Origin of the sequence: Streptosporangium sp. NPDC004379 (assembly GCF_042873875.1) — a bacterium.
GTDB lineage: Bacteria > Actinomycetota > Actinomycetes > Streptosporangiales > Streptosporangiaceae > Streptosporangium.
In genome coordinates this window covers 104259-121139 of the sequence record NZ_JBIAMC010000016.1, presented here as the reverse complement: position 1 = coordinate 121139, position 16881 = coordinate 104259, and the positions used below count along the sequence as shown (strand labels likewise).

13 protein-coding genes are annotated in these 16881 nt (G+C 70.3%); 7 read left to right on the top strand and 6 right to left on the bottom strand.

Annotated features, from left to right (window positions below):
- Positions 1-68 precede the first annotated feature (68 nt).
- Positions 69-584, top strand: a complete 516-nt coding sequence (locus tag ACFYSC_RS29205; RefSeq protein WP_389968073.1) for a hypothetical protein — start codon at positions 69-71, stop codon at positions 582-584.
- A 43-nt stretch (positions 585-627) separates the two neighbouring features.
- Here ACFYSC_RS29205 and ACFYSC_RS29200 read toward each other — a convergent pair whose 3' ends face one another.
- The 6 genes from ACFYSC_RS29200 to ACFYSC_RS29175 form a co-directional block, all read right to left on the bottom strand.
- Positions 628-1401: a hypothetical protein gene (locus tag ACFYSC_RS29200; RefSeq protein ID WP_389968071.1), complete on the bottom strand. Its 774-nt coding sequence runs from the start codon at positions 1399-1401 to the stop codon at positions 628-630.
- Positions 1402-1404: 3 nt separating this feature from the next.
- The gene (locus tag ACFYSC_RS29195) at positions 1405-3441 is read right to left on the bottom strand and encodes a hypothetical protein (protein WP_389968069.1); all 2037 of its coding nucleotides are present in this window, start codon (positions 3439-3441) and stop codon (positions 1405-1407) included.
- 164 nt (positions 3442-3605) lie between these two features.
- Entirely contained in the window at positions 3606-4496 is an 891-nt protein-coding gene (locus tag ACFYSC_RS29190; protein WP_389968067.1) for a hypothetical protein, read from the bottom strand.
- 77 nt (positions 4497-4573) lie between these two features.
- On the bottom strand, positions 4574-5317 hold the full coding sequence (locus tag ACFYSC_RS29185; protein ID WP_389968065.1) for a Crp/Fnr family transcriptional regulator: 744 nt from the start codon (positions 5315-5317) through the stop codon (positions 4574-4576).
- A 235-nt stretch (positions 5318-5552) separates the two neighbouring features.
- Complete coding sequence (locus ACFYSC_RS29180) at positions 5553-6554, bottom strand: hypothetical protein (RefSeq protein WP_389968063.1); 1002 nt, start codon at positions 6552-6554, stop codon at positions 5553-5555.
- 289 nt (positions 6555-6843) lie between these two features.
- Positions 6844-9426 (bottom strand): collagenase, encoded by a 2583-nt coding sequence (locus tag ACFYSC_RS29175; RefSeq protein ID WP_389968061.1) that lies wholly within the window; start codon positions 9424-9426, stop codon positions 6844-6846.
- Positions 9427-9736: 310 nt separating this feature from the next.
- Between ACFYSC_RS29175 and ACFYSC_RS29170 the strand changes: the two genes are divergently transcribed.
- The 6 genes from ACFYSC_RS29170 (at position 9737) to ACFYSC_RS29145 (ending at position 16782) form a co-directional block, all read left to right on the top strand.
- Entirely contained in the window at positions 9737-10690 is a 954-nt protein-coding gene (locus tag ACFYSC_RS29170) for a LysR family transcriptional regulator (protein ID WP_389968059.1), read from the top strand.
- Positions 10691-10960: 270 nt separating this feature from the next.
- Positions 10961-12667 carry an ABC transporter substrate-binding protein gene (locus tag ACFYSC_RS29165; RefSeq protein WP_362938440.1) on the top strand — a complete coding sequence of 569 codons (1707 nt, stop codon included), beginning with the start codon at positions 10961-10963 and terminating at the stop codon, positions 12665-12667.
- The gene (locus ACFYSC_RS29160) at positions 12664-13617 is read left to right on the top strand and encodes an ABC transporter permease (RefSeq protein WP_389968056.1); all 954 of its coding nucleotides are present in this window, start codon (positions 12664-12666) and stop codon (positions 13615-13617) included. Before ACFYSC_RS29165 ends, ACFYSC_RS29160 begins: the two co-directional genes overlap by 4 nt.
- Positions 13614-14603, top strand: a complete 990-nt coding sequence (locus tag ACFYSC_RS29155) for an ABC transporter permease (protein ID WP_362938446.1) — start codon at positions 13614-13616, stop codon at positions 14601-14603. Before ACFYSC_RS29160 ends, ACFYSC_RS29155 begins: the two co-directional genes overlap by 4 nt.
- Positions 14600-15760, top strand: a complete 1161-nt coding sequence (locus ACFYSC_RS29150; RefSeq protein WP_389968054.1) for an ABC transporter ATP-binding protein — start codon at positions 14600-14602, stop codon at positions 15758-15760. Before ACFYSC_RS29155 ends, ACFYSC_RS29150 begins: the two co-directional genes overlap by 4 nt.
- On the top strand, positions 15757-16782 hold the full coding sequence (locus tag ACFYSC_RS29145) for an ABC transporter ATP-binding protein (RefSeq protein WP_389968052.1): 1026 nt from the start codon (positions 15757-15759) through the stop codon (positions 16780-16782). Before ACFYSC_RS29150 ends, ACFYSC_RS29145 begins: the two co-directional genes overlap by 4 nt.
- The last annotated feature ends 99 nt before the right edge of the window (positions 16783-16881 follow it).

The window sequence follows — 16881 nt, the reverse complement described above, 5'->3', positions numbered from 1 at the left end:
ACGGGTTCCCATCCATGGGCGCGACGGAGGCTGGGGGTGTCCCGACACCACCGCCTCCGGAGGCCCAGATGGCGCGGCGCACACCCCGTGACGAGCTGAGCGCGACTGAGTCGCTCACCGTCGCCCTGCAGGCACTGACCATCTTCCACGGCTATGTCCAGCAGGCCGACGCCAAGGCGGCCACCGTCTCCACCGTCCATCTCGGGTTCACCGCGATCGCCGCCACCCAGGCCGGCGCCGTACGGGAGATATGGGCGACCGGGACACCGGCGGCGGTGACCGTGGTCGTGGTGGCCGTGGTCTTCGTGACCGGATGCCTGGTCTCCGGTCACCACCTCCTCGCCGCCCTGCGTCCCCGGCTGCTCGGCCCCGGCATCCCCACCAGGTTCGGCCTGGTACGGCAGGCCGGGCAGCCTGACCTGGCCGACGCGACGCGGCAGCAGCGGGAGGTGTGGACACTGATCTCCACGTTCGCCGACATCGCTCTGGCCAAGCACGAGCGGATCAGACGTGGCCTGCCCTGGCTGGTCCTGATGCCGGTCGCCACCGTCGCCTGGTTGGCTTTGACGGCGCTGACCGGCTGACCTCCGTGCCGGGACGGGCACACGGCCCGTCCCGGCACGGAGGTCAGGATGCCTCGTCGAGAGAACGGAACATGGCGTCGGGATCACTCTGCGGCAGAGGGATCCCAAGCCGCTTGAAGGCGGTCCGCAGCGCCTCATCACTGGCGAGCACGATGTCATGGACATCGGCCGTCCGCTGCGCCTCGGTGATCTTCGCGACGAGGAGGAGCAGTTCCTCCGCGTCCTTCCGGCTCTGGTCGAGCATCTGCTCGACAGTACCGGCGACCTCCCCGTCCCCGGCGCCGGCGGCCAGCCGGACAGCGTAGCGGGCGAGGGGATCGGTACCGGCCTCCTGCAGGAGGACCTTCCAGACCTCACCGCTCTCCCGGAGCTTGTCCACCCGCAGTTTCGTCTCCCGTGCCCTGGCCTCGATCCGGTACATCTCGCTGAGGTGATCGCGTCTGGCTTGCCTGGCATCCTCGGGAAGGGCCAGCTCAGCAAGAGCGCTCCACCTGCAGACGATCTCCGGGTCGGTGCGCGGCACGTCGTCCAGCCGCTGTCCCAGTGCCCGTCCGACAGCCGCTTCGGCGGCCTCCACCTCGAAGACGGAGTGGCCGCGGGTGGTGGCGCGCACAGTCCGCCGGACGATCCGGTCGATCTGGTCGAGCTCCGCCTGGTCGGGCCACAGGGCGCGTCTGCCACTCGACCGCCATGACAATCGGACGGCGACGGTGAAATCGAACACCTCACCCAGCGCCGGCGCGGCGAACGGGGGAAGGTCGATGTCCTCGGGGATGGGAGCGGGGGTGGTGTCGAAGCGCTGAATGAGAGAGAACACAGGTCATCCACCTTTCGTGATCTGGGTGTCCCGCATGACGCGAGCCAGGTGACGGACAAGAGAGTGTGACGCCTTGCCCTGCCGCTCCCACACCAACAGATGGATCTTGCAGGTACGGCGGAACCGGGGATCGCGTGCCCCGCCGACGCGGAAGACACCTTCGATGACCGGACGTAGCGACGGCTGCTTCTCCCACGCCGCTACCCAGCTGGCGAAGACCTGCCAGAGCCAGCCCCTCATATCGGCGCCGCGCCGAGCATCATCAGCATCGCGCCGGGCGTCATCGGAGGAGATATCGAATTCCAGTGACCTGATCCACAGATCGGTCAGCTCGTCATCGGTGGCGTACCCGGTCAGCGGCGGCCGGATTCCGGCTCTGTCCGCTGGAGCGATCCGGGCCAGGGCGAGCGCGGCGGCGAGCCGAGCACCCGGTCGCTCGCTACGCGCCCACTCGACCAGCTCGGCGAGGACGGGACGCGCGGTCTCCGCGGCGTAGACGTCGGCCACCGATCGAGCGACGGCTTCACAGATCCGGAACATCTTCGGCGCCCAGGTGACCCGGCGGAATGCGGTGAGTGCGTCGTCGATGTTCTTCCGGCCGATGGACGAGCCGTAGGCCATCGCCGCCGTCACCTGCTGCTGAGGGGAACCGAGCCGTGCCCACTCTCGCAGCAGTCGCTCCGCCCGCTCCTTCGTCTGGGGGTCGTTGACGGCGGCCTCCAGCGCCCAGGCGGCGAGGGTCTTCAAACGCACCTCTGGGCTTTTGCTCCATTTGTCGAAGAACTTCTTCTCGATCAGGTCGAAATCGCAGGTGGAGATGAGCCCGAAGGCATACGCCACCTTGACCTGTACGTCCTCCTCCGCCGCCTCGTCCAGCCGCAACAGCCAGTCGTGGAGGTACTCGCGGATTCCCGGCAGTTCCTCCCAGATTTTCGGCAACAGCCAGGACGCCTGCCTCCCGAGATGAACACGCCGCCCCTCCCCGGGAGCCTGGCCCGGCACCGTGGTGATCCCGAAATCGCCGAGCCACGTCTCCAGCCGCTCCCGTAACGGCGCGGCGTCGGGTTCTTCGTCCTTGTGCCTGCCGGTCGGCAGGTGGCGAGCGAGGTCGATCGCGCACTCCGACACGACCGCCTCGGTCAGACCGTGGAAGACCGCGCCGCTCACCAGGAAGCACAGGCCGAGGTCACTCAGCTCTCCGTCGAGGTGTTTGCGCAGGCGGGTTTGCCTTGGCGCCAACCGGTCCTTCAACACGTCGGCGATGGATCGGCCCCGTGTGATGCCCTCCGCGAGCCGCTCGGCCAGGAACCAGGCATCGCCGGGCCTGCAGTCGGACAGCCACTGGTCGATCCCGCTGCCATCCAGCCGATAAGCGCCCCAGGCGTCAGGATCACCCAGCAGATGAACCAGTGTTCCACGCAGCACATCCTCGGCGGCGGACGGAACGTGGTCCACCATTCGATCCGGAAGAGCGCATTCGGTGTCGGCCAGGATGACCATGCGGCTCTCGCTGCTCGCCGCCACGTCCGCCAAGTGATCGGCTATCGCCTCCAACTGCGCCGCCCATGTCATCCCGTCTGCGCGGAGCAGGTAGCCGACGTCCCTCTCCAGGTGGGAGGCGTTCACCTCGGTGGGGTCCTCGATCATCAACCGGTGACACGACACAGTGGTCTCCAGGAGGGCGGCGACGGCCGTCGTGGCCCTCCCGGTGTGCTGCGGCCCGCGCAGCAGCACGACACGCCGATCGGTCAGCAGCCGAGTCAGCCGCTCCTGTGACTCGGTGCGGACCAGGCAGTTCTTGATCCGCTCTACCTCCTCGGCGCCTATCGCTGGGGTGAGGACACGCGATCCGTCCGGAGAGGAGACGTAGTAGTAGAGATCACGGCCGGCGCTGTACGCCACGGCATCATCAGTGAGCCAGTTGGCGACTCCGGAAGGGCCGCCCCACCCGTCGGTGGCGCCCTGACCGGCCTTGATCATGCGCAGGCTCTCCCGGCGCAGCCGCCGGCCCACCTCCTCTTGGTGGATGCGGTCACCCAAAGAGGGTTCATTCCCTCCAGGATCGTTTCTGGAATCGTCCCGCTCAGCGGATCCACCGCCCCCGTCGTGATCTCCGATCGGGGGTTCCGGACCGGCCTGCGCCGCCCTCTCACCGGTGTCCGCCGCGTCTCTGGGGTCGGCACCCTCGCCGGGAGTGGCCTCGGTCATCGCGACGGCCTCCTGCGTCGGGGAACGTCACCGAAATAACCGTCCCGGCCGGCCGAGTAAGCCGTGCTGTTGCCGCTGATGTGGTTGGTGACCCCGGAACGGTCCCCATGGTGGTGCTCACCGCCGTTGATAGCTGTTCCGTGGTTGTCGCCGCCCATGGTCAGCCCGCCGTGGTTGTCACCGCTCACGATGTTGCCACCGTTCAGGTCCCGGCCCGCGGAGCGACCGTCTCCGCCCTGGGAATCCTGTGCTTTCCCGCTTCCCTCTGAAACCCCGGGCTCAGTGTCATAGGGGTCCAGTTCGCGGAGCCGGTGGACGTTGTGCCCTGGCAGGTGGAGGTAAGCGCGATACTCGTCGCTCTTGTCCTTGGCGCGGACGAATCGGAACTCCTCGATGGAGGGTCCTCCGTACCCCTGTCCGACGTAGTCGTCGAAGACCCGCTCCGATACGATCACTCCGAGGTCCGCCTCAGGACACGCGGCCATGGCGGCGCGCAACGCGTCGGCCCCCACCATCCGCCCGGACTGTACGGCGTGGCCGCCCGGCGAGCCGGCGGCGCCGTCCACATGAATGGGGCCGTGATGCACCGCCAGGCGCATCCGCAGGCGGAAACGCCCCCGGTTGACCGACGCGATGTTCTCGGCGAGGGCGGTGACGAACAGTTCGAGGACGGTCGGCACATCGGTGCCGGACGGCAGGACGGTGAACTCCCCGTCCCCCTGCGGCTGGCGCTTCCATTCGTCCGGCTCCAGTCCGGCGGTGACGGCGGCGACGTCGAGGACCCCCTTGAGGATCCGCTGCAGCCGTACCTGGTCGCCGTCGTTACGGTCGCCGTAGCGCTCGATGTCCGAGGTGATCATCAAGCGGTGTTCCCGTTGGTCGATCATGTCTCCTCCTGACTCCGTGGCCGCGCGGTCGCGCGCCTGTGCCGAGTGTGCAGAGGATCGACGGCGGGAAACCCGGATTAGTACGCCTTTGGAGGCGGATTATTCGGCGAAAGCGGATCCATGTCGGCGAAGGCCATGAGCCCGGGCAGGTCACTGATGACGACCCGCCGATGCCCGACCCGCAGCACCAGCCCCCGTTCCGCCAGATCGCGCAGGGCCTTGTGTACGGTGCTCTCCTTCGCGCAGATCAGGTCACCCAGCTCCACCTGGGTGAGAGGGACACCCAGGTCCACGCCCTCGGGCACCCGGTTACCGTGCCGGGCGGCCACGGCCAGCAGCAACCGGGCCAGGCGCACGTCGCTGCCGTAGCCTGTGGACTCCAGCCGCCGCTGGTTCGCCCAGCGGAGCCGGTCCCCCATCAGCACGCTCAGAGCCAGGGCTGCCGAGGGATGGCGACGCAGGTAGCCGAGGAAGACCTCCCCTTTGAGCAGCCTGGCGGAGGTCACCCCGCAGGTGGTCACTGTCGCCGAACGCGCCGAGCCATCCAGCACCGCCATGTCGCCGATCACATCTCCCCTGACCCGTACGGCCAGCAATGACTCCGTGCCGTGCTCGGTGGAGGCGATCACCTTGACCAGGCCGTGGACGATGACGAAGACGACACTGCCCGGCTCGCCCTGACGGATGAGCGTATGGCCGGCCGGGTAGGTGCGAACCGTTCCAAGGTCGAGCAGCGTCCGTCTCGCCTCTGTGGGCAGTCGCGCGACGAAGGTGTCCGACGGCCACGAGGACACCTTGGGGGAAGCCGGAACCCGTCGCATGAGCCCTCCGGAAAGCGAGGTGACACACCGTCAGGACGCACATGCTATCTGCAGGATCTCTACCGCAGAAAATTATAACGAAATAATAACCACCACACCGATCGCACCTCTAGTGGCGAACAAAAGAAAATCAACGTGTTCGCCCGACTTTTCACTTTATGTAGAAAATAAGTGCCATTATTTAAATATCCACCCCTAGGATCCCCGCAGCGGTGCGCACGGCCCTCCGAGGCTGTCAAATGGTGGCCGTTTTCGCTGGGACGCACAGGGGCCGTGTCCGGAGCTGATAGGAGACGGCGGAGACGGCCAGCGCCCAGCCGTATCCGCCGAACGCCAGTGACGCCGCTCCGCCGATGCCGAACAGGTCGTCGCCTAGAAGACCCACGCCCGCGAGGATTCCACTCCCGAGGCCGTACAGGGCGAGGGTCGGGGCGATCACCCAGACCGGTGCCAGCGGCAGGAAACGGGGCACCCGCCTGCCCGCGAGCCACAACGTCCAGCGGGGAAAAACCATGCCCCACGGCCGGACGAGTCCCAGCAGCAGGAACACGGCGAGCCCGACGCCACCGGCTCCCGCCAGCACCATGGACCAGGTGGGCCGGAACCCGCCGGGTTCGATCCCGGCGACACCGGCCGCGCCGAGGGCGTGCAGGAGGAGGTACGGAAGGAACGCGCAGCAGCCGGCGTAGGCGATCCGCCGTACCGCGGGGGGTGCCGCGTGCGGTGCGGGATGCCGCCGGCCCGACGTCCGCGGCGGATGCGCCCGGCCGCACCGAGGGCAGACGCCTGCACTGCGGCGGGCGTACGCCAGCGCGGTGGCCGCGAACAGGGCTCCGACTCCGGCCAGGCATGACCGCTCGGCGAAGGTCACCCAGTCACTGTCACCGTGGCGGTCGGTGACGGCACCGGTCAGGACCAGCTGGATCAGGTCAAGCAGCACCCAGCAGCTTCCCGTCAGGGCCAGCGCCGCCACGCCCCACGCCCCCGCCGAGACGACACCGGGTGGCAACCGCGCACCCCACGGGCGCACGGTGGCGGCCGCGACCACGGATCCGATGAGCAGCACGACCGCACCCGGCGACGTGACGTCTGGCAGGCCGAGGTCCGTGACGCCGAGGAACGACCGATACCCCATGAGCTCGGCCACCAGCAGCACACAACCGTACGCGGCGGCCGTCCCGCTCGCGGCGTGACCCGCCCACGACGGCCACCGCCGCCACCATCCGACCGGTGACACGACCGCTCGGTCATCGAAACGCCGCTTCATACGAACCTCCGCGAGCCGGAAAAGAAACCCTCGGAGTCTGCTCCCCCGCGCCTTTGGTTTCGCTGAGAGGCGCTGAGAACCTCCTCAGCCGCCTCGGGCACCGCATGCGGAGGCGGGCCTGCCCGCCTCCGGACAGGGCCGTGGTCACCGTTGAACCCACCGGTGATCCCTTCTCCAGAACGGGCCGCGCCGCCGGGGCCGGACGAGTGGGTCCGATCCCGGCGACGCGGCGGGGTTCAGGCGGGCGTCAGTACCGGCGTCAGTACTGAACCTTCAGGGTGGCTCCGCTGAAGGTCTGCGCCGCGTGGAGGCTGATGTAGACGTAGCCGGCGGGCGGGTTGTTGACGGTCAGGGTCTCGGCGTTGCCCGCGTTGGCGGACCGGGCCGTGTAGTTCGCGGTGGTGGCCCAGGAGGCGGGGCTGTAGTAGAGGTCGGCGTTCCCGGTGCCCCCGGAGGAGGTGATGGTCAGCTTCGTGGTGCCCGCGGGGACGTTGAGGTAGAAGTAGGCGTAGTCGCCGGCGGTCGCCGACACGTTGCTGCGCTGGCAGTTCCTGCCCAGCTCGTCGGTCCGGGGGGCGGTGCACTCCGGGGTGCTGCTTCCGCCGGTGGTCACCGTGACCTGCTGCGTGCTGGTCCCGGTGGCGCCCGCGTTGTCGGTGACGGTGAGCTTCACCGGGTAGGTGCCCGCGGCGGCGTAGGTGTGCGAGGGGTTGGCCGAGGTCGCCGTCGTCCCGTCACCGAACTCCCAGCGGCGGGAGGCGATGGTCCCGTCGGGGTCGGAGGAGGTGTCGGTGAAGTTCACGGCGAGGCCGGTGGCGGTGAAGGTGAAGCTCGCGCTCGGCGTCTGGTTGCCGCTGCCGCCGCCCGCGCAGGAGCCGGACGCGCAGGCCGCCAGCCACGTCTGCCAGTCGCTGTCGTAGCGGCTGCCGATGGTGCCGGTCAGGAAGGTGCGGGCGGCGTTCCAGTTGCCGGTGCGGTAGTAGCCGAGGACGGTGGTGACGTCGGCGGGGTGCCTTTCGAACATGTACCGCACGGCGAGGTAGCCCCAGCGGTAGATGCGGGTGGTGTCGTGGGAGTAGGTGGTGTTCCACAGTGTGCTGAGCGCGTAGGTGCGCCTGGCCGCCTCGGTGATCGCGGCGTCGTAGACGACCCCGCGGTAGGAGTAGGAGACGTACTCGGCGAAGCCCTCGATCCACCAGATGGTCGGCGTGGTGACATTGGCGTTGAAGTCGCCGTACATGTCGAACCGGCCGTCGAGGTAGTGGGTGTACTCGTGGTTGAGGTTCCAGATCTCGAAGGCGGGCCGCACCCATTCGGCCTCGTAGGCGATGAACCTCGGCTGGTTGCCTGCGGCGGACGGGTCGCCCTCCAGGTACATGCCGCCGTTGTTGGTGTCGATGCCGAACATCGCGCCGGCGTAGGTCTGGTAGTCGGTGCTGGAGTCGAAGACGCAGACCTCGATGGTGGTGTTGTTGTCGCCGGAGACCGGGCGGTTGCCGTCCTTGACGAGGTTGTGGAAGTAGGCGTCCTGGCTGGTGAGGCTGCGGCAGCTGTCGGCGAGCTGGGTGGACGTCATGTCCTGGGCCCGGATCTTGATGCTGGAGCTGCAGGTGTAGTTGATGGTCAGGACGTTGACCGCCAGGGTCTGCGCCAGGTTGCAGGTGCCGTAGGAGGAGCAGTTGGCCTTGTCGTAGGAGTCGGTCATCTCGGCCACGCCGACCCAGAGCGGGGCGGTGGGGCCGGTGATCCGGCTGCGGGAGAGCAGGTCCTTGGCCATCGGCCGGACCTTGGCCTGCAGGGCGGTGTGCTGCAGGAAGCGGCCGAGCTCGCGGCCGGCGTTGGAGGTGAGGTAGCTGCGGTCGGTGCCGAGCAGGGAGAGGTGGCTCGTCGCGAAGGCGTTGAGGGTGTCCAGGACGCTCGGGTCGGCCTGGACCGCGGTGACGAACGCCGGGACCTGGTGGCCGCGGAAGAGCACCGTGTAGACGTTGTTGACCGCGTTGAGCATCCACCAGTGGGCGTCGTAGGAGCTGTCGTAGCCGTTGAGCAGGCGCTTGATGACCCCGAGGTAGCGGTCGTTCTGCTGGGCGCTGTCGATCAGGGTGACCGCCTCGGCGAGGACCTCGCCGTTGGCGTCGCTGACCGTGAAGGCCCTGGAGTTGCCGAAGAAGCCGTCGAGGCCGGAGCGGATGGCGGTCTGCAGCGTGGGGCCGTAGGTGCCCACGGTGGCGGAGTCGTACCACTGCACGTAGTAGCCGGCGCGCAGGTACAGCACGAGCTGGGCGGTGCCGGTGCTGTTGTCACCGGGGTAGTTGACGGCGTTGTCGCGCAGCGCGTACGCGACGCTGGCCATCTGCGACTCGCGGAAGGCGTAGTAGGCGTCACCGCCGGTCAGGCTGAACAGCGTGTTGACGCAGTCGGTGGTCGAGGACTTGATCTGCTGGACGAGGGCGCTGCCGGATCTGCTGGTGAAGTCGCTCGCGTTGCACGCCGCCGCGGCTGCCGCCGTCTTCGACGACTTCGCCGAGGGGCGCGGATGCTCCGACGTGCGGGCGGGCTTGTCGACGGTGCGCCGCAGCGCGTCGTCCGACGCGGGCCGCGGAGGGCGTGCCTCGACCTTCCGTGAGGACGCGTCCGCGTGCCGGGCGTCGTCGGCCGCGTCCACGCCGACGGGCGGGGGCTTGTCGACGGTGCGGGGGGCGGGGGCGGCGATCGCGGGAACCGGGGCCGCGGCGGAGGCGGGGGACGCCGCCAGCGGCTGGAGGACGATTCCCAGGGCGAACACGGGTGTGAGGAGCGACCGCAGACGCTTCCCGAGTTCGCCGGGGGGTGGTTTGATCGACAACTGAACCTCCGGGGGGGTGTTCACGAGGGCGCGCGAGATCGGCTCGGTCAGCCGGGGCGAGGTGGTGAGGGGCAGGCGGCCCACGGGGTCGGGGGGGTCGCCGTCCTTTCGGGGGGTTCCGCTCCCGGAAGGGACCGGGGAGCACGTCTCCCGTGGCCTCGTGACCGGGCGCGGGCCGTCGCCGCAGGACGGCGTCGGCTCCCCGCTATGGGGTCCCGCGTCCCGGTGCATTCACCGGTTCGCGCGCTTATGTCGCAGTTTGCTTGGGAAGTTCATGCGATGGTCATCAGCCGTCACATAATTCTTGGCTATGGAGCTCGACATCAGGCATCTCCGTACGATCTGTGCGATAGCGGAGATGGGAAGCGTCACCCGCGCCGCCGCCCGGCTGGGCCTGTCCCAGCCGGCCATGACCAACCAGCTACGCCGGGTCGAGGAGATCGTCGGCGGGGCGCTGTTCGTGCGCAGCCACTCCGGGGTGCAGCCGACCCCGCTGGGCTGGCAGGTCGTCGCCCGCGCCCGCATCGTGCTGACGGAGGTGGACGCGCTCTTCGGCGACCTGCGCGTCCCCACCGCGGTGCAGACCCTCCGGCTGGGCTGCGCGCACCTGTCCTGCGTGGGGAGCATCGTCGACCGGATCGGTGAGCGGCTTCCCGGGCACGAGATCTCGCTGCGCATCGAACCCTCGGCGACGGTGCTGGCCACGGCGCTCGCGCAGGGGCAGCTCGACGTGGCGCTGCTCGGCATCGTCGAGGGGTTCGACGTCACGCTGACCGCGCCGGTCACCGGCCGTACGCTCGTCCCCCGGTATCCGATATTCGTCGCCCTGTCGGCGGACCACCGGCTGGCCGGACGGGAGGAGGTACGGCTCGCCGACCTGCGGGACGAGCACTGGATCAGCCCGCCGGGCGCCGACGACGGCTCGCTCGCCGCGCTGCGCGCCGCCTGCCGCGCGGCCGGGTTCGAGCCCGACGTGCGCTACGACGCCCCGAGCGGCGCGGGCCGGCCGCTGGTGGCGGCGGGCCTCGGGGTCCGCCTGGTCGATCCCACCTGGCCCGCCGCGCCCGGTACGGTCGTCCGCCCGCTCGCCGGTCAGCCGCAGACCGCCAAGCTGACCGTGGCCTGGCGCCGGGACCGGCTCGGCACCGAGCAGGCGGCGGAGCTGTACCGCGGCCTGGCCGACGCCTACACCGACCACGTGGACGACAACCCGCTGTTCCGGCGCTGGTGGGACGCCCATCCCGAGGTGCATCCGCTCATCTGACGGCCGGACCGGGGCCGTCCGGCCGGGGGCCGGAAGCCACCGGGCGGAGACCGGGGAAACCGCGGAACCGGAGGGCGGGAAAGCCGCCGGACGGGACCGGAGAGGTCGCGGATCCCGGGAGCGGGAAAGCCGCCGGTCGGGACCGGGGAAACGGAGGGAACACCGGGTCGGGCGAATTACGGATCGGTAACGCACTATTGCCGGTAATATTTCACATTACTATGTTACGTGTCACTCGCGCTCTCCCCCCACAACGACGTGGAGTGACACATGTCCGTGAAGACCACGGCGGCCCCCTGCCTTCTCGCGCTGGCGGTGCTGCTCGGCACGGCGGCCTGCGGCAGCGGCGGGACGCCCGCCGCCGGGCGTTCCGGGAACGGCTCTCAGCCCCCGGCCGGTGAGGCCACCAGGGGCGGGACGCTCACGATCCTGTCCAACCAGGACTTCTCCCACCTCGACCCGACCCGCAACTGGACGATGCCGGAGATGGACTTCGGCCTGCGCTACCTCTACCGCTCCCTCGTCACCTACAGGTCCGAGCCGGGACCGGCCAGCCTGCAGATCGTCCCGGACCTCGCCACCACCGTCGGCGAGATGTCCGACAGCGGCATGACCTGGACCTTCACCCTCAAGGACGGCCTCAAGTACGAGGACGGCTCCCCCATCGTGGCCGCCGACGTCAAGTACAACGTGGAGCGGTCCTTCGCCCCCGAGCTGCCCGGCGGCCCCAACTACGCCCGCCTGGTCCTGACCGGCGGCGAGAAGTACCGGGGCCCCTACCGGGACGGCCCGCTGAAGTCGATCGAGACGCCCGACGACAAGACGATCGTCTTCCACCTCAACCGCCCCGTCGCCGAGTTCCCGTACTACGCCACCCTGCCGACCTTCGCGCCGGTGCCCCGGAGCAGGGACACCAAGGCGCGGTACGACAACCGCGTCTTCTCCTCGGGACCGTACAAGATCGACACCTACGACCGGGGCAAGCAGCTCGTGCTCAGCCGGAACGAGCACTGGGACCCCGCCACCGACCCGGTCCGCAAGGCGCTGCCGGACAAGGTCGTCGTCAGGCAGGGCCTGCGGCAGAGCGTGATCGTGGACCGGCTCATCGCCGACCAGGGCGAGGACCGGACCGCGGTCACCTACGCCGACGTCAACGGCGAGAGCTTCGCCAAGATCCTCACAAACCCCAAGGTCAAGGCGCGCTTCCACAACGAGATCCGGGGCTGCACCGACACCCTGGCCATGAACACCGCCAAGGCGCCCTTCGACGACCCGAGGTTCCGCCTGGCCCTGCAGTACGCGATCGACAAGGAGGCGTACCAGACCGTCAAGGGCGGACCGGCCGCCGGCACGGTCGCCACCGCCTACCTGCCGCCGTCGCTGTCCGCGGGCGTCCCGCAGGACACCCTGAAGATCCCGCCGACCGGTGACGTGGCGAAGGCCAAGGCGCTGATCGCCGAGTCCGGCGTGGCGACGCCGGTCAGGATCACGCTGTACGCCTCCACCGGCGACAAGGGGGCCGCCACCGCGATCCAGGAGTCGCTCAAGCGCGTCGGCGTCGAGACCGAGATCAGCACCTTCGACCCGTCGGTCTACTACGACACCATCGGCGACACCGCCAAGTTCGACGGGCTGGCCCTCTACGGCTGGTGCCAGGACTACCCGTCCGGATCCTCGTTCATCCCGATGCTCTTCGACGGCCGCACCATCACCGACAAGGGCAACAGCGGCAACGTGTCCCTGTTCCGGGACAAGGAGACCATGGACGGGATCGACGGGATCCGGGCCATGACCGACCTCAAGGCCGCCGACCGCGCCTGGGTCGGCCTGGACGCCGAGATCATGAAGAAGGCTCCGATGATCCCGCTGCTCTGGATCCGCAAGCCGCTGCTCACCGGCTCCAAGGTCGGCGGCGCGTTCGGCCACCTGATCTGGTCAGGCCAGTTCGACTACGCCACCCTCGGGATCAGGAAGTGACCACCGCCGCGCCGCAGGGGGTCGCGACGGCCGTCGCGGCCCCCGCCGTCCGGGGCCGCTCCCCCGGGCGCATCGCCTACGAGCGGCTCCGGCGCGACCCGGCCGCGCTCCTCGGCCTCGCCATCGTGACGGTCTTCGTCGTGGCGGCGCTCGCCGCCCCGCTGCTGACCGGGCTGAACGGCTGGCAGCCCGAGACCTTCGACAAGAACGCGATCGACCAGGCGCTCGGCGGGGTGCCCAAGGGCGACTTCGGCGGGATCGGCGCCGAGCACTGGCTCGGCGTCGAGCCGGGCAACGGGCGCGACGTCTTCAGCCGCGTCGTGTACGGCGCGCGGGTGTCGCTGCTGATCGCGGTCGCCGCGACGGCCGTCACCGTGCTCGCCGGCACCGCGGTCGGCCTGGTCGCCGGGTACCTCGGCGGCAGGGTCGACACCGTGCTCAGCCGGATCATGGACCTGGTGATGTCCTTCCCGAGCCTGATCTTCATGCTGGCCCTGCTGTCCATCGCGCCGGGCACCGACCGCGTGCTGCTGCTCGTGCTGATCATGAGCGTGTTCAGCTGGCCGTACGTGGGGCGCATCGTGCGCGGGCAGACGATGAGCGTCCGGCACCGGGAGTTCGTGGACGCCGCGCGGGTCAACGGAGCGATGGGACCGCACATCCTGCTGAGGGAGATCCTGCCCAACATCGCCGCGCCGATCCTCGTCTACACGACGCTGGCGATCCCGGCCAACATCGGCACCGAGGCCGCGCTGTCCTTCCTCGGCGTCGGCGTGCGGCCGCCCACCCCCTCGTGGGGTCAGATGATCGACAACGGGCTGCTCTGGTACCAGGTCGCGCCGACGTACTTCATGATCCCCTGCGTCTGCCTGTTCCTGACCGTGCTGGCCTTCACCCTGCTGGGCGACGCGCTGCGCGACGCCCTCGACCCGAAGGGAGGCGGCCGATGACCCGCTACCTGCTGCGGCGGCTCGCCGCGGTGGCGGGCGTGCTGCTCGTCATCTGCGCGGTGACCTTCGCCGTCTTCTACGTGCTGCCCTCCGACCCGGCCACCCACGCCTGCGGCAAGACCTGCACCCCGGAGCAGGTGGCGCTGGTGCGGACGCAGATGGGCCTGGACCGGCCGGTGTACGAGCAGTTCGGCGGCTACGTGGCCGGGATCTTCACCGGCCGGACGCTGGGCGACGGCCCGGCCGCGCTGGAGTGCTCGGTCCCCTGCTTCGGCTACTCCTACCAGAACGCGCTGCCCGTCTGGGACCTGCTGACCGACCGCCTGCCGGTGAGCGCCTCGCTGGCCCTCGGCTCGGCCGTGCTCTGGCTGGCCGGCGGCCTGGCCGTCGGGCTGGTCGCGGCCCTGCGCCGGGGGACCACGCTCGACCGCTCGCTCATGGCCGCCACGCTGGCCTCCGCATCCGCGCCGGTCTACTTCACCGCGATGATGCTGCTGCTGATCCTGGTCCAGCGGCTCGAATGGCTGCCCTACCCCGACTACCGGCCGTTCGCCGAGGGCCCGGCCGCCTGGGCGGGCAACCTGCTGCTGCCCTGGATGACGCTCGCCAGCCTGTACGCCGCCATGTACGCCCGGCTCACCCGGGCCTCGATGATCGAGACGATGGCGGAGCCGTACATCAGGACGGCCCGCGCCAAGGGCCTGTACGAGCGGACCGTCGTCACCAAGCACGGTCTGCGCTCGGCGCTCACCCCCATAGTGACGATCTTCGGCATGGACCTGGGCGGGCTGCTCGCCGGGGCCGTCATCACCGAGCACGTCTTCGGCCTGCCCGGCGTCGGCCAGCTCACCTACGACGCGATCTTCAAGGCCGACCAGCCCGTCGTGCTCGGCGTGACGCTGCTGGCGGCGTTCTTCATCACCCTGGCCAACCTCGGCGTGGACCTCGTCTACGCGGTGATCGACCCCCGTGTGAGGTACGCGTGATCCTGCGAGTGAGAGACCTGCGGGTCGCCTTCCCCGCCGGGACCGCGGTGGACGGGATCGGCTTCGACCTGGACCGGGGCCGCACGCTCGGCGTCGTCGGCGAGTCCGGCTCCGGCAAGTCGGTGTCGTCGCTGGCCATCATGGGCCTGCACCGCGAGGCGGCCGTCTCCGGCTCGATCGTCTTCGACGGCGAGGAGCTGGTGGGCGCGCCCGCCTCCCGCCTCCGCGAGCTGCGCGGCCGGCGGATGGCGATGATCTTCCAGGATCCGCTGTCGTCCCTGCACCCCTTCTACACCGTCGGCGAGCAGATCGCCGAGGCGTACCGGCTGCACCTGCGCGTCCCACGCCGGGTGGCGCGGGAACGCGCGGTGGAGATGCTGGCCGAGGTGGGCATCCCCGAGCCGAGGCGCCGCGCGGGCGAGCACCCCCATCGTTTCTCCGGCGGCATGCGGCAGCGCGTGATGATCGCGATGGCCCTGTCCTGCGAGCCGGACCTGCTCATCGCCGACGAGCCCACCACCGCCCTGGACGTGACCGTGCAGGCGCAGATCCTCGAACTGATCGGGAGGATCCAGCGGGACCGCGGCATCGCCGTCATGATGATCACCCATGACCTGGGCGTCGTGGCGCGGGTCGCCGACGAGGTCCTGGTGATGTACGGCGGCCGCACCGTCGAGCACGCCCCGGTGCGGGAGATCTTCAGGTCTCCCCGGCACCCCTACACGCAGGGGCTGCTCGCCTCCGCTCCCCGTCTGCCGGCCGGAGGCGCGGAGGGCTCTCCGGATCCGGCGGCCGAGGGCTCTCCGGGCCCGGCGGGCGAGGGTACGGCGGGCGGAGGCGTGCCGGGCGGAGGCGTGGCGGGACCGGCGGCCAAGGGGCGGCTGAGGGCCATCCCCGGCAGCCCGCCGTCGCTGCTCGCGCCGCCGTCCGGCTGCCGGTTCCATCCCCGCTGCGCCCGCTACGCCGCGACCCCCGACGACGCCTGCGTCACCGAGGCGCCCGAGCTCCGCGAGCTCCGCGAGCTCCATGGGATCCGTGAACTTCACGAGGTCCGTGCGGGCCGCGCGCTCCGGCTGGTGGACCCGGAAGGCTCCCCGGCCGGGCCGGTCCACCGTACGGCCTGCCACCTGGACGAAACCCCTGGAGGCCCGCGATGACCGGGACGTCGCCCGTCCGGCCGGCCGACGCGCCGGGCGCCGTACCCGACGCGGCGCCGGAGGCCGGGCCCCGGTCCACGCCGCTGCTGTCCGTGCGGGACCTGCGGATGACCTTCGGGAGGCGGAACGGGGTCAGGGCCGTGGACGGCGTCACCTTCGACGTGTGGCCGGGAGAGACCCTCGGCCTCGTCGGGGAGTCCGGTTGCGGCAAGTCCACCACCGGCCGGATGATCGTCCGGCTGCTGGAGCCGACCGGCGGCACCGTCGCCTTCGACGGCCACGACATCACCCGGCTCGGCCCGCGCGGCATGCGCCCGTTCCGCCGCGACATCCAGATGATCTTCCAGGATCCGTTCGCGTCGCTGAACCCCCGCCAGACCGTCGAGCGGATCGTCTCCGGTCCGACGCGGCTGCTGGACCGGCGCGGCGTGATCGAGCTTCTGGAGATGGTCGGCCTGGGCGCCGAGCACGCCGACCGCTACCCGCACGAGTTCTCCGGCGGCCAGGCCCAGCGCGTCGGCATCGCCCGCGCGCTGGCGTCCCGGCCCAGGCTGATCGTCTGCGACGAGCCGGTCTCGGCGCTGGACGTGTCGATCCAGGCGCAGATCGTCAACCTGCTGGCCGACCTCCAGCGGGAGCTGGGCCTGGCGTACCTGTTCATCGCCCACGACCTGTCGGTGGTGCGGCACGTCTGCGACCGGGTCGCGGTGATGTATCTCGGCCGCGTCGTGGAGATCGGCTCACGCGACGCCGTCTACACCGCCCCGGCCCACCCCTACACCAGGGCGCTGCTGTCGGCCGTACCGGTCCCCGACCCGGAGGTGGAGCTCGCCCGCGAGCGGATCGTCCTGCCGGGCGACCCGCCCAGCCCCGCCGACCCGCCTCCGGGCTGCTCCTTCAACCCGCGCTGCGTCATGGCCCAGGACGTCTGCCGGACCGAGGCCCCTCCCCTCGAGGTCCACGGCCCGGGAGACGCGGGAGACGCGGCGGAGAGGAAGGCGGCCTGCCACTTCGCCGGCTGACGGCGTCGCGCGCTTCCGTGCGTCCGGGGTCGCCGGGCGCACGGATGCGGGGGTTCCGGACCCGGAGCGCACGGAAGCCTCGGACCCGGAACGCGAGGG

Bases quoted from the DNA above. Each gene is read 5' to 3' on its own strand.
- ACFYSC_RS29190 (WP_389968067.1), bottom strand. From the start codon at position 4,496: ATGATCGACCAACGGGAACACCGCTTGATGATCACCTCGGACATCGAG.
- ACFYSC_RS29170 (WP_389968059.1), top strand. From the start codon at position 9,737: ATGGAGCTCGACATCAGGCATCTCCGTACGATCTGTGCGATAGCGGAG.
- ACFYSC_RS29165 (WP_362938440.1), top strand. From the start codon at position 10,961: ATGTCCGTGAAGACCACGGCGGCCCCCTGCCTTCTCGCGCTGGCGGTG.
- ACFYSC_RS29185 (WP_389968065.1), bottom strand. From the start codon at position 5,317: ATGCGACGGGTTCCGGCTTCCCCCAAGGTGTCCTCGTGGCCGTCGGAC.
- ACFYSC_RS29145 (WP_389968052.1), top strand. From the start codon at position 15,757: ATGACCGGGACGTCGCCCGTCCGGCCGGCCGACGCGCCGGGCGCCGTA.
- ACFYSC_RS29205 (WP_389968073.1), top strand. From the start codon at position 69: ATGGCGCGGCGCACACCCCGTGACGAGCTGAGCGCGACTGAGTCGCTC.
- ACFYSC_RS29155 (WP_362938446.1), top strand. From the start codon at position 13,614: ATGACCCGCTACCTGCTGCGGCGGCTCGCCGCGGTGGCGGGCGTGCTG.